This window comes from Paenibacillus sp. FSL R5-0923, assembly GCF_038009145.1.
Taxonomy (GTDB): Bacteria; Bacillota; Bacilli; order Paenibacillales; family Paenibacillaceae; genus Paenibacillus_AQ.
The window spans coordinates 3,794,901-3,807,192 of record NZ_JBBPAT010000001.1; the positions used below are offsets into that span (position 1 = coordinate 3,794,901).

Consider the following 12,292-nt stretch of genomic DNA (forward strand, 5'->3'; position numbering starts at 1 on the left):
CGATTTATTGTGAAATTCTAGGAGCGTGAACCCAATGCAGTTAGAAAAAATAGTGAGCTATCATAAAGCTTTGGCTGACCCAACGCGCCTTCGCTTATTGTTGCTTCTGTCCCAAGGAGAAATGCACGGGCAAGCGCTGGCTGAGAAGTTGAATTTATCGCAGCCCACAGTCACTCATCATGCGGCTAAATTACGTGAAGCGGCTCTAATAATGGAAAGACGCGACAAAAATACAGTTTACTTTAAGTTGAATCCGGAGTTTATCAATAATGGGGCTGAAGCTTCACTGCAATTTATTTTTTCGAAAGGAGCTGAAAATATGGAAGAGCAATTGCCTGAGAATAGTCTTCAGGATACTGTAATTCGTAATTTTTTCTCTAAAGATGGCCGGCTGCGGCAAATTCCCGCACAATACAAGAAGAAATTGATAGCGCTTCAATACATGGTTGAGAAGCTGGAGCCAGGTGTTGTTTATACGGAAAAGGAAATCAATGAGTTTATTAAGCAGTTTCATGAAGATTTCGCCACTATTCGTCGTGAATTCATCATGCATCAGTTTATGTATCGTGAGAAGGACAAGTATGAACTAAATCCTCGAGAAGTATGGACTCGGTGGGAATATGTCAAATAATGATCTTTTAAATATTAACATTCTGTGTCGATTTGAAATGTACTGATTAATTATTCGAATTTCGAATAAAATGGAATTGTAAGCGTTATCTGAGACATATTTAGAAAGGAGACTTTCGTTATGTTATTTAAACGCACAAAAAAGCAACCCAAATCAGATCATATTACCGTTACCTTAACCCAAGTCAAGCAGGCGATCAGACAGTTTGAAGAAGATATGCCTGCGCTCATTAATAGAACAGCTTTAATCCTTGACGACAAAAGAATAGATTTGAGCAGACTAAAACGGTATTTAGGAGGAATTCCAGAGCAGAATTTCTATATGTCACGCGAGACCTATGAAGTTTTCGAGGAACAAGATAAGCTTGTTCCGTATTACCTTGATATGGTTCAGTCCGCTGTAGACAATTACATCAGTGATACAGGTCAGCTGCCACTTGTTGAAGATGCATGGTTACCTGAGGTCCATTATCGTTTGCTAGCCACAGAAAGTTATCTCAAAGAAACCCCTCCTTTCCCACTGTATATCACAGAAGAGGAAATGATGCTGACACATCGTGCGGAGCATTTTGAGTAAATGAATAAATCAAATATAAAGCCTATAAAGACTGTTCGGTAGAAGGGGAGACAGCTGTTCCTTTTTTACAGAATGGTCTTTTCATTGTCTCCAAAGGCATAGTACAATAGATTTCTGTAAGTTAAATTTTATAATCAACAGCATATAAGGGGAATCGCTTGATGAAAGAAGTACAAGCTATATTATTTGATTTGGATAATACTTTAATGGATCGTGACCATACATTTCGCAGTTTTAGTACTCAGTTTGTTCAGGATTTTCTAGGACATTTGGAAGCTGAAGAAGCGCAGGAAGTAATAGAAGATATGATTCACAGAGATGCTGATGGTTACCGTGATAAGGACGGATTCTTCGTAGAGCTAAGCGAGGTACTGCCTTGGGAAACACCAGTTACGGCTGAACATATTCGTGCGTATTATGATGCAAGCTATATCAATCATGGTGCTACGATGAAGGATGCTGTGGACGTTCTAAAGTACTGCAAAGAGCGCGGTTATATACTTGGTCTGGTTACCAACGGCAAAGTAGATATCCAGAACACCAAAATTGATACCCTTGCCCTGCGAGCGTACTTCAAGGCTATTGTCATTTCTGGAGAAGTAGAAATCGCTAAGCCCGATCCTAAGATTTATCAACTTGCATTAGACAGATTGGGAGTTACTGCGGATCAGACATTGTTTATTGGAGATCACCCCGTGAATGATATCTGGGGTGCAGGGAAAGCAGGGCTACAAGGCATTTGGCTGCAAAGAAAACATACTTGGGACGATCAATTGGACATAGAACCTTGGAAGATAATATACGAGTTGAATGAGCTTAAGTCCATTTTGTAATTTTATCAAAATTTATAGTTGACATTATACGGCAGCGCCGTTTATGATAACAGCATCTTATTTCGGAAGGAGACGATGTTTTATGACAGTTTTAAATGTAATGAACTCAACTGTTGTGGATACGTGTCTTCCGGGAACAGCGGCTGCCGAATAAGTTATTCGTGCAGTTTAGCAGGTAAGCTCTATTACGCTTATTAGAGCCGCGGGAACCGTATTGGGTCCGGCGGCTTTTTTGCGTATATAGAATCGATAGGAATTGTAGTTAATTGTCTATTTCTCTATATATCGCACGGGAAAATGAACTTATCCTTGTCTTTAGGATGAGACATTTTCCTGATTATGTGTACACTTTTTGTCCTTTTCGTTCTAGAAGAGTTCATGAAGTGTGACCGCCGCCGGAGTCTTAAATTCCGACGGCTTTTTGTGTTCTCGGAAAATGCTAGCAGTACATGGTAAATAAAAACAAAAACTTAAACAGATCTTTAGGAGGATTCAAATGACTAACATACAGCAATATGGTTGGAATGAAAATTGGAGTTCAAAATGGGATGAAAAGTGGAAGGAGACGGAGGATAAACGGCTTGTTCCCGGAAGAATTGTAGGCGATTTTGGCAGTAAGTATAGGGTGATGACTGATTTGGGAGAGACATGGGGGGAGCTATCAGGCAAGTTGAGACATACGTTTGTCGCTTCAGGTGATTTTCCAGCGATCGGCGACTGGGTGGCTCTTTCAATGCAGGATGGCGGCGAGCATGCGATTTTACATGGGATATTGCCTCGGCATAGTGTTATCTCTCGCAAGGTGGCTGGTAACACACAAGAGGAGCAGATTGTTGCCTCGAATGTAGACACTTTATTTCTGGTCAGTGCTTTGAATGATGACTTTAATGTTCGGCGGATGGAGAGATACTTAATCATGGCTTGGAACAGCGGGGCCAATCCAGTCATTCTGCTGACCAAAGCAGATCTTTGCCTAGATGCAGAGAGTAAAATTGCCGAAATGGAAAGCGCCGCACCAGGTGTGCCAGTTCATGCGGTTAGTGCACTGCAAGATAATGGCCGTGAGAAGCTGCTGCCTTACATTGGGAGTGGACAGACAGTAGCTCTAACGGGCTCATCAGGCTGTGGCAAATCTACGATGGTCAACTGGTTATGTGGAAAGAATCTTCAGCTTACACAGGATGTAAGAGAAGGAGATAGCCGTGGACGTCATACCACTACCCACCGTGAACTGTTTATTATGCCGGACGGAGGAATCATAGTAGACACACCAGGGATGCGTGAGCTGCAGCTGTGGGAAGATGAGGGTGGATTAGATCTGGCGTTCAGTGATATTAGCAGCTTAGCTGCTGCATGTCGGTTTAGTAACTGTAGACATGAACGTGAGGAGGGCTGTGCGGTACTTGAAGCGGTTCATAACGGTGAGCTCGAAGAGAAGAGACTGCTGAACTACCGAAAGACACAGCGGGAGCTGCTGTACCAGAGCACCAAAGAGGTGAAGCTCAAGAGAAAAACTGCAGCTTCTTCTAAAGTTCATTCGACAAGGACTAGAGGGTACGGTTGGCGTAAAGAACTTGATGAGTATTAGAAGAACTTTATAGACAGCGACGGAGCCAAGAGTAGTGTTCCAATAGGCTAGAAAGTCAAAAAAAGGGTGACCCTGAGCTTGATATGCTCCCCATATAGTAGACAGGCGAAATAATAAAAACCTGCTGCTGTATGGGGAGTATTTTTATGGAACAAAAGAAGTATACGGCACTCGAAAAATTAACGATTCTCCAAGAAATTGAACGGGGCGACATTGGTTTGAAAGCTGCGGCCCGAAAATATGGATTATCCAAAACCTCTGTAGTGAAGTGGCGGCAACGTTATCAATTGTATGGGTACGAAGGGCTGGAAGTTCGAATCCACAACCGTACGTATTCCGCAGAACTTAAACTCCATGCCGTTAAGGATTATCTCGAGGGAGGATTGTCACAAAACCAAATCATCTGCAAGTATAAGATTGCAAGTTCAACCCAACTTGCCAACTGGATTAGGAAGTATAATGGTCATAGCAACAGCTTAACAGCTCATTCAGGAGGATCTAAAGCTATGACCAAAGGACGCGTAACCACTTGGCAGGAACGGATAGATATCGTGCTGTACTGCCTTTCGAACGGAGAAGACTACACGAAGGCGGCAAGCCATTTTCACGTGTCTTACCAACAAGTATATAGCTGGGTAAAGAAGTACGAAGCAGGCGGTGAAGAGGCGTTACGAGACGGCAGAGGACGTACTAAAGCGCCCGAAGAACTTACGGAAGCAGATCGCCACAAACTCGCGATGCAAAAGCTGGAGTACGAGAATGCACGCCTGCGTGCGGAGAATGCTTTTCTAAAAAAGTTAGAGGAACTCGAAAGGAGGAGACGTTAAGAACCATTCGCCAGGAGATCATCTATCTGGCCATTCAAGCCGTTCAGCAGGAACAGTCTTGCTCCATTCGACTTATGTGTGAAATCGTAGGGATTTCACGGTCAAGTTACTATAAATGGTTGAATCGCAAACCCAGTTCCCGAGAGACCGAAAACGAGAAACTGACAGAGGCTATGCTTCTCTTGTATGAGAAGGTGGAACGAACCTTTGGGTATCGTCAATTGACCCTGCATTTGCGCAGACAAATGAACAAATCTATTAACGCAAAACGAGTATACCGGCTCATGAGACGCCAAGGTATCCAGTCTGTCATCCGCAGAAAAAGAAAGAAGTATGTAGGCTCCACGCCTCAGCAGGTCGCGGAGAATGTGCTGAACCGTAATTTTGAGGCGGAAGCTCCAAACCAAAAATGGGTAACGGATGTAACAGAATTCAAATACGGCAAGGGTAAGAAGGCGTATTTAAGTGCAATAAAAGATCTGTATGACAATTCCATTGTTGCTTACGTTCTGGGCCATTCCAATAATAATTCGCTAGTTTTTAACACGCTGGAATTAGCATTGCAGGCAGCGTCGGAGAGCCGAACCTTACTCCATAGCGACCGCGGTTTCCAGTATACCTCTCTGCATTTTAAGAAGATGCTGGACGATGCAGAACTGAAGCAAAGCATGTCCCGAGTAGGCTGCTGCATTGACAATGGGCCGATGGAATCCTTCTGGGGAACATTGAAATGTGAGAAGTACTACTTACATACCTACCAGACCTTTGAAGAACTCCAAACAGATATTGATACCTACATTCACTTTTACAATAACGAACGGTTACAGGCAAAATTAAACGGCCTCAGTCCCATTGAATTTAGGACTAAGGCCGCTTAAACTACTTTTATTTTTTGTACTGTCTACTTGACGGGGTGCAGTTCAGCTCAGGGTCACCCTTTTTTATTAAATTCTCTTATAGCTTGTATTAGAACGATGCTGCAGTTTCCTTAGCCAATTGCAATCCGTTCTCAATAATTTCAGCGGATTGTGCAGGAAGTTGGTTGTGACCTTCGATGATTACTTGAGTAATATCTTTGATACCCCAAAGGTTAAGGTTACCAACGATGAAGTTTACAGCCATTTCAGCACTTGCTGCAGGACCTTCGGAATAAATGCCACCTCTAGCGTTCAGTACGATTGCTTTTTTACCTGTCAAAAGACCAACTGGACCTTCAGCAGTGTAAGAGAATGTTTTGCCAGCTTGGCAAAGGTAATCGACATAAGTATGCAATACAGCTGGTACAGTCATGTTCCACAGTGGGAAACCGAATACTACTTTATCAGCAGCGATAAACTGTTCCAGATATTTATTAACTACAGCAGCACCTGCTGCTTCTTCAGCTGTTAGTTCGTAACCTTGAGCAGCTTTGTACATACCAGTGATCAGGGTATTGTCGTAGTAAGGAAGTTGCTCTGCGAACAAATCAAGTTCAGTGATTTCATCTTCTGGATTGTTAAGTTTGTAGTTCTCCAAAAATTCATTGTAAAGCTTAACACTTACGGATTGTTCTGCTGGACGGTTGTTTGCTTTGATAAATAAAACATTAGACATTATGATTGCTCCCTTGGATGTGTGTATTTAATATTAACTATAAATAATATAGCATGTATTTTTTTGTTTGTAAATTTTTTTTTTGTGATTTTTTTTAGGGGGGAAAGAGTATTTTATAAAGGAACAAGAGTTTGAATAATAGAAATCCCGGTTAATAAACTTACAAGGAAACAGGAAAATATTCCCTATATTCATAAGGATCTGAATGAATTAAAAGGAGCGATGGACATGTCCATTGATCGGTTTATCATTAAGAAATTGGATAGCTGTCACGAAGAGCATACACGCCAAAATTTAGTGAGACTCTTTAAACTTCGAATACAGAAAGCTGAAAAAGCAGAGAATAAGAACTATAAGATTAGCTGATATTGTCCCATCCTGGTGTAATCATTCATTACTAAAGCTGCAAAACTTAAAAACAGCAAGTCTCTTTCAGAGACTTGCTGTTTTGTCTGCCAAAGGATAAAAGAAACTTTACAAAAAAACTACCCCTCTATTAATAGAGGGATAGCGCCAATGAATCATTCTCACTATAACTGTGCAATATAGCCTCAGAGCCTTTAATTTCGATACTAATTAATGAATTCAGGCATTTCTGGATAGCATTCTTGCCCTTTTGAATTTTGAGCTCCAACGTACTGTTAAGTAATCTAAGTACTTTTTGAGTGGGCTGTTTATTTTCTGTTGTGAAATACACAGGTACAAGTTTGTTCTGAAATGTGATGAGCATTCTCATTTTGAAGACACCTCGCTAAAAGTATTTCATGTTAATGATAATACCCTTTGTTTCTTAATTTTACCTTAAAATTAGCTTATGATAACATAAAGATTGTTAGATTAATATACATATATATGAAATACAGGAAGGATACAATGATGTGAATGACAATGGATTGGCCGATTTAACGCATTTTTTATTTCCAGATGAAGTAATGGGGCAAGCAGTTCTGGATCAGTTACATACAGGTTTAAACGCAGAACGGATCTGTAGATTGAAATATAAAGAGAAGGAGGAAATGAAGGATCTGTGTCTGCAAATACATAAAGACCGGATACTAGTAATCTGCAATAGTAACCCGGAAACCCTGCCCTATGAATTAAAGGATGAAAGTGAAACGGAGAGCTTTTGTCTTCAGCTGTTCGAATGTGAGAACATGAAGGAGCTCTTTAATCACGGGATTCCGGCATTACTAATGTCAAAAAGAAAATTTGAGGAGCTGAAAAAAAGCTCATGCTCATCCACGCTGCAAATGCTCTCAGATTGTTTAGCAGCAGAGACAGGGGATGATGTACATTCCATCCAACTAGCACGGGTAATGAAGTGCTTCATGGCGGAAGGAGAATTACGACTCTGTACGTCCAGTGACAGTGGATGGAGCTTCCAGAAAGCACGCTTCTTAGGCGATCATTCCAGTGGCTGGTTGTTACGAATGAGCAGTGATCCATCCAAAGACTGGCTTATAGCCCTCCCGATTACAAAAGCTCAATTATGTGGGTCAGTAACAAAGTGGGTGTTACATTCTTCCGCATTTCTCACTCCACAATAGCAGTTGAATAAGGAGGGAGGGTAAGTTGATCTGAATTCAAGATCGATTTGACAGCAATCGTCTTTAGGATCTTGGAGTAAGAGAAACCCTCGACATTGGGTTGTAGTACAATAGTTTGTTCTTCTCCAGTAAGGTTATGAACGACGAGCACCTGATCCTGTGTTGTTAGTCGTTCGTAAGCCATAACCCCGGGATTGCCAGAAGCATAGTCACGGATTCCGCCATCCCGGAGCGCAGGAATCTCATTTCTTAGCGCAATAAGCTCGCGATATCTTTCTAGCATTGAACCACTGTCATTCAGCTGGCTCTCAACATCAACGTTTATCGCACCCGCATTATTACGTCCGGCCTCCCAAGTAGTCTGCCCCTCTCCTTGATCAGCTGCACTCCATCTCATAGGCTCTCGAAGTCCTTCATCTGGCTTCACACCGCGCATTCCAATTTCTTCACCATAATAGATAAAAGGATTCCCAGGCAAAGTTAATAGTAGGGCTGCTGCCATTTTTGCATGATTTGGGTTATTGTCTAATTGACTCATGACTCTGTTTTGATCATGATTCGTCAAGAAAGTAGCATCGGTAAATTGGTTATCGGATATTTTGGAATACAATTTATAGGTTCGTTCCAGCGTAAAGGCCGTTCCGCTGTCTTTTTCAGTTTTTACAGAGTTCACCAGTGTTTCTGCTAAGCCAAAGTTAAAGCTTGAGTTAAAAGCTTGATCTAAATAAGCTCCGACAGTGACAGCAGAATTCTCCCAGACCTCGCCAACTATATATGCCTCTGGATTTACTTCATTCATAGCCTTGCGGAACTCCTGCCACCAGGACACATTTTTAGCGGTAGTAGCCTCACTTTTATCACTCAAAAGATCTTCGTAGATATGCTTCGCAGCATCTAGTCGGAAGCCATCCACACCTTGCTCCAGCCAAAATTTTCCGATGTCCTTCATCTCAGTACGAACTTCTGCATTATCGAAATTCAGATCAGGCATGCCTTCCCAAAATCCGCCCAGATAATGACTGCCAAGTATAGAATGCCACGCACTCCCACCGCCAGCAGCGCTGGCTCCATTTGCGGGACGACCTTGATCTTCAGCCCAGACGTACCAATCGCGATATTTGCTGTCACTGTTTTTAGCCGAGTCTACGAACCATGGGTGTTCTTTGGAGGTATGATTCACAACCAAATCCATAATTATTTTTATTCCTCGTTTATGCGCTTCTTTAATTAGCTCCTGCATATCCTCAATCGTCCCATAATCAGGATTAATCGCACGATAATCGGTTACATCATATCCATGATAGCTTGGTGATGGGTTGATGGGCATGAGCCAAATCCCGCCAATCCCCAAATCAGTCGTGGTTTCAGGATTCCCATCATTTAAGTAATCCAGCTTTTGGGTGATCCCTTTTAGATCTCCAATGCCATCGCCGTCTGAATCATAGAAGGAACGAACAAATAATTCATAAAAAACAGCGGAAGGTTGTTCATCCGACTTATTTATCAATGCTTGAGGTGTAGCGGTGCTCTGAATGGAGTCTGCTTTAGGGGAGGGCGTGGCAATGGATGTTTTGTTGCTTTGATTACCAGAACAACCGGACAGCAGTAATGTGGTTAGACTGATGCCCACCAGAGAGCATATTGTGATTTTTTTGGTTTTGAATGTAACACCTTTATACATATGTAATAACTCCTTCTATTGCAAATTTTCTAATTCAAGAAATGGAAAGCGCTTTATTTCCTATAGTACTCGAATGCATCCCCATTGGTAAAACGTTTGCACAGATACAAAAACAGCAAATTAAACGATATTTATCCATTCCTTCAATAAAAGTCGCTAGTATCATGGTAATCTTGGATTTCCCTAGGTTATTGGAGGTTTTAACCTTTTCGTAGGCATCTGCATATGCTTTAAGCAAGGGCGAAGGACCCGGTAAGAAAGGAGAATGAAGAATGAAGATTAGGAAAAAGCTGTCATTGTCGCTCATGATCATTACTTTATGCTTTTCAGTGCTTGCCGGTTGCGGCGGAAAGTCAGAGTTGGTACAGGTGAAGATTGGTGAAGTCACCCGTTCTGTCTTTTATGCACCCGAATATGTTGCCTTATCACAAAATTTCTTTAAAGACGAAGGACTTGACGTAGAACTACAGACGATCCCCGGTGGAGATAAAACCATGACTGCACTCCTCTCAGGTGCCATCGATGTTGCATTGGTAGGTTCTGAAACCTCCATTTATGTGTATCAACAGGGTTCAGATGATCCGGTCATTAATTTTGCACAGCTGACTCAGAGGGATGGAACGTTCTTGTTTGCCCGTAAAGCTGACGGAGCGTTTAACTGGGATAAAGTAAAGGGTTCTACCTTCCTGGGGCAAAGAAAAGGCGGAATGCCACAAATGGCAGGTGCGTTTACTTTATCTAAAAAAGGAATAGATCCTACTAAAGACATTACCTTGATCCAAAATATTGACTTTGCTAATATTGCCGGTGCTTTTGCTTCAGGTACAGGCGATTATGTGCAGCTGTTTGAACCACAGGCTTCAATCTTTGAACGTGAGAACCGAGGTGCAGTAGTGGCTTCGTTTGGTGTGGAAAGCGGCTATTTACCGTACACCGTGTTTATGTCTAAGAACAGCTATATTAGTAAAAATGGAGACACGGTACAGAAGTTCACAAATGCGATCCAGCGTGCTCAGCTTTGGGTGAAGGAACATAGCCCTGAAGAAATTGCGGATGCGATAATGACTTATTTTGATAAGACAGATAAAGATATCGTGGTTTCTGCAGTCAAACGTTATAAGGAACAGGATACCTATGCGGTTAATCCAATTATAGATCAAGAAGAATGGAACAATTTGCTCGATGTCATTGATAATGCTGGTGAGCTTAAAGAACGCGTTCCCGCTGACAAAATAGTGAATAACAGTTTTGCTGAGAAAGCTGAGAAGAGCATAACGAGCAGCACTTCAAAATAAGAGAGAACCAAAGATCCTAAATAAGATGTGTAAATTGAAGGAGGGGCTGACAATGCTTCCAGTAGTGCAATTAAAGGGAGTAACGCATGCCTATCTTGGCGACCGTGAAGCTTCACTGGCCGTTGAGGACCTGAACCTTAATGTCGAGCAAGGAGAGTTCGTTAGCTTAGTCGGACCAAGTGGTTGCGGTAAGACGACTCTCCTATCGATTATTGCAGGACTGCTGCAGCCATCTCAAGGCGAAGTGTTCGTAAATGGAGAGCCCATTATGGGACCCTCACCAGAGGTTGGGTATATGCTGCAGCAAGATTATCTTTTTCCTTGGCGGAGTATTCTGGATAATGCCATTCTAGGACTAGAGCTGACTGGAAACTTGAACGAAGAGAGCAGAAAGCGGACGTTGGAGCTACTTCGAGAGATGGGCTTAGAGGGCAAAGAGCACGCCTTTCCTACTCAGTTATCAGGTGGGATGCGGCAGAGAGTAGCTCTGGTACGCACCTTGGCAACGAATCCTGGACTCCTTCTACTAGACGAGCCGTTCTCGGCACTTGATTACCAGATCAAATTACAGCTGGAAGATTTGGTCTCTGAGACCTTACGCAGCAGGGGGACAACTGCAATATTAGTTACTCATGATCTATCTGAGGCCATTGCGGTAAGCAGCAGTGTTATTCTTCTACAACGAAATCCAGGGAAGATCCGAAAAGTATTTTCAGTGCCAGAGCAAATCCGGTCAGCACCTCCGCTATTTGCACGTGATCAGCCAGGCTTTTCGGAGCTTTTTCATGAAATATGGAAAGAGATGGAGATTGCAGGGAGGGAAAGCTAATGAAGCATACGGAGCAATCGGGGTTATTAGCTTCCCGTGAACAGTGGCTACAACAATTGCATGGCGATTATAAAAAAACGAAGCACCGCTGGCGCAATCAGGTGATTGTTGTAAGGAGCAGTCTGTTACTGCTGTTTTTTGTTCTCTGGGAAGCTGGCGCAAGAATGGGCTGGATTGATGAGCTATTATTCAGCTATCCCACAAAAATCTTCCGGCAGATCTGGGGAGATATGGTCAGTGGAAGCTTGTGGCCGCATCTGGGGATGACGGTAGGTGAGACTGCGGTAGGCTTTGTACTAGGAACGCTATTAGGGACACTACTTGCTGTGATCATTTGGTGGTCTCCTTTTTTATCAGCAGTGCTTGATCCGTATATGGTCGTATTTAACAGTATGCCGAAGGTGGCGCTGGGGCCGATTTTTATCGTCATGTTCGGAGCCGGATTCACTGCTATCGTTGTTACTACTTTATCTATAACGGTGATTATAACGACGCTTGTTGTGTACAATAGTTTTTGCAGTGTGGATCCGAATCTGGTTAAGGTGGTTCGTTCCTTCGGAGCTTCTAGAGTTCAGGTGTTTTTTAAAGTAATTCTTCCAGCCTCGTTCCCGACGGTGGTCTCCACCTTAAAAGTGAATGTGGGGATGTCATGGGTAGGAGTTATCGTAGGGGAGTTCCTGGTCGCTAAATCGGGTCTGGGTTATCTGATTATTTATGGTTTCCAGGTCTTTAATTTCACGCTAGTGATGTCCAGTCTTTTGATTATCGCGGCCGTGGCTACAGCAATGTATCAATTAGTGGTATATCTTGAGAAGCGGCTGTTATCCCGGCGATGAACCTTATGTAATATTGTGTCCGTACACAAAATCTTGTAACATGTCTATATCTTTAC

The 12,292-nt window shown here is 42.6% G+C and carries 12 protein-coding genes; 9 read left to right on the forward strand and 3 right to left on the reverse strand.

The genetic code is table 11. The annotated features are described in order from the left end of the window. Positions 1 to 34: 34 nt before the first annotated feature. From MKX35_RS16925 to MKX35_RS16945, 5 genes are all read left to right on the forward strand, one after another. Positions 35 to 631, forward strand: coding sequence for a DUF2087 domain-containing protein (locus MKX35_RS16925; RefSeq protein WP_076298847.1), 597 nt, complete (start codon positions 35 to 37; stop codon positions 629 to 631). Positions 632 to 751: 120 nt separating this feature from the next. Beyond that, positions 752 to 1,207 (forward strand): DUF3939 domain-containing protein, encoded by a 456-nt coding sequence (locus MKX35_RS16930; RefSeq protein WP_076298848.1) that lies wholly within the window; start codon positions 752 to 754, stop codon positions 1,205 to 1,207. 161 nt (positions 1,208 to 1,368) lie between these two features. Next, on the forward strand, positions 1,369 to 2,040 hold the full coding sequence (locus MKX35_RS16935; RefSeq protein WP_076298849.1) for an HAD family hydrolase: 672 nt from the start codon (positions 1,369 to 1,371) through the stop codon (positions 2,038 to 2,040). 496 nt (positions 2,041 to 2,536) lie between these two features. Next, positions 2,537 to 3,628, forward strand: a complete 1,092-nt coding sequence (gene rsgA / locus MKX35_RS16940) for a ribosome small subunit-dependent GTPase A (RefSeq protein WP_076283500.1) — start codon at positions 2,537 to 2,539, stop codon at positions 3,626 to 3,628. Positions 3,629 to 3,774: 146 nt separating this feature from the next. Beyond that, positions 3,775 to 5,333, forward strand: a protein-coding gene (locus MKX35_RS16945; protein ID WP_143759361.1) for an IS3 family transposase whose coding sequence is annotated in 2 segments (ribosomal slippage) — positions 3,775 to 4,408 and positions 4,408 to 5,333 — 1,560 coding nt in all. Because the reading frame shifts where the segments join, the coding sequence is not laid out codon by codon here. Positions 5,334 to 5,421: 88 nt separating this feature from the next. Here the strand turns inward: MKX35_RS16945 and MKX35_RS16950 are convergent. After that, positions 5,422 to 6,048 carry an FMN-dependent NADH-azoreductase gene (locus MKX35_RS16950; RefSeq protein WP_042188917.1) on the reverse strand — a complete coding sequence of 209 codons (627 nt, stop codon included), beginning with the start codon at positions 6,046 to 6,048 and terminating at the stop codon, positions 5,422 to 5,424. A 496-nt stretch (positions 6,049 to 6,544) separates the two neighbouring features. Next, complete coding sequence (locus MKX35_RS16955; RefSeq protein WP_042128392.1) at positions 6,545 to 6,784, reverse strand: hypothetical protein; 240 nt, start codon at positions 6,782 to 6,784, stop codon at positions 6,545 to 6,547. A gap of 142 nt (positions 6,785 to 6,926) precedes the next feature. On the opposite strand from MKX35_RS16955, the gene MKX35_RS16960 reads away from it, so the two are divergent. After that, positions 6,927 to 7,595: a hypothetical protein gene (locus MKX35_RS16960; RefSeq protein ID WP_042188915.1), complete on the forward strand. Its 669-nt coding sequence runs from the start codon at positions 6,927 to 6,929 to the stop codon at positions 7,593 to 7,595. On the opposite strand, the gene MKX35_RS16965 is transcribed toward MKX35_RS16960, so the two are convergent. Continuing rightward, positions 7,582 to 9,276 carry an alpha-amylase family glycosyl hydrolase gene (locus MKX35_RS16965; protein ID WP_076298779.1) on the reverse strand — a complete coding sequence of 565 codons (1,695 nt, stop codon included), beginning with the start codon at positions 9,274 to 9,276 and terminating at the stop codon, positions 7,582 to 7,584. The genes MKX35_RS16960 and MKX35_RS16965 overlap by 14 nt on opposite strands. 272 nt (positions 9,277 to 9,548) lie before the next feature. Here MKX35_RS16965 and MKX35_RS16970 point away from each other — a divergent pair, with 272 nt between their 5' ends. Genes MKX35_RS16970 through MKX35_RS16980 form a run of 3 tightly spaced genes read left to right on the forward strand, consistent with a single transcriptional unit; the run spans position 9,549 to position 12,236 of the window. After that, complete coding sequence (locus MKX35_RS16970) at positions 9,549 to 10,571, forward strand: ABC transporter substrate-binding protein (protein WP_076298778.1); 1,023 nt, start codon at positions 9,549 to 9,551, stop codon at positions 10,569 to 10,571. Positions 10,572 to 10,623: 52 nt separating this feature from the next. After that, positions 10,624 to 11,400, forward strand: coding sequence for an ABC transporter ATP-binding protein (locus MKX35_RS16975; RefSeq protein ID WP_076283504.1), 777 nt, complete (start codon positions 10,624 to 10,626; stop codon positions 11,398 to 11,400). Continuing rightward, on the forward strand, positions 11,400 to 12,236 hold the full coding sequence (locus MKX35_RS16980; protein WP_042188906.1) for an ABC transporter permease: 837 nt from the start codon (positions 11,400 to 11,402) through the stop codon (positions 12,234 to 12,236). Before MKX35_RS16975 ends, MKX35_RS16980 begins: the two co-directional genes overlap by 1 nt. Positions 12,237 to 12,292: the final 56 nt, after the last annotated feature.

Bases quoted from the DNA above. Each gene is read 5' to 3' on its own strand.
- MKX35_RS16950 (WP_042188917.1), bottom strand. From the start codon at position 6,048: ATGTCTAATGTTTTATTTATCAAAGCAAACAACCGTCCAGCAGAACAA.
- MKX35_RS16955 (WP_042128392.1), bottom strand. From the start codon at position 6,784: ATGAGAATGCTCATCACATTTCAGAACAAACTTGTACCTGTGTATTTC.
- MKX35_RS16930 (WP_076298848.1), top strand. From the start codon at position 752: ATGTTATTTAAACGCACAAAAAAGCAACCCAAATCAGATCATATTACC.
- MKX35_RS16980 (WP_042188906.1), top strand. From the start codon at position 11,400: ATGAAGCATACGGAGCAATCGGGGTTATTAGCTTCCCGTGAACAGTGG.
- MKX35_RS16965 (WP_076298779.1), bottom strand. From the start codon at position 9,276: ATGTATAAAGGTGTTACATTCAAAACCAAAAAAATCACAATATGCTCT.
- MKX35_RS16935 (WP_076298849.1), top strand. From the start codon at position 1,369: ATGAAAGAAGTACAAGCTATATTATTTGATTTGGATAATACTTTAATG.
- MKX35_RS16975 (WP_076283504.1), top strand. From the start codon at position 10,624: ATGCTTCCAGTAGTGCAATTAAAGGGAGTAACGCATGCCTATCTTGGC.
- rsgA (WP_076283500.1), top strand. From the start codon at position 2,537: ATGACTAACATACAGCAATATGGTTGGAATGAAAATTGGAGTTCAAAA.
- MKX35_RS16970 (WP_076298778.1), top strand. From the start codon at position 9,549: ATGAAGATTAGGAAAAAGCTGTCATTGTCGCTCATGATCATTACTTTA.
- MKX35_RS16925 (WP_076298847.1), top strand. From the start codon at position 35: ATGCAGTTAGAAAAAATAGTGAGCTATCATAAAGCTTTGGCTGACCCA.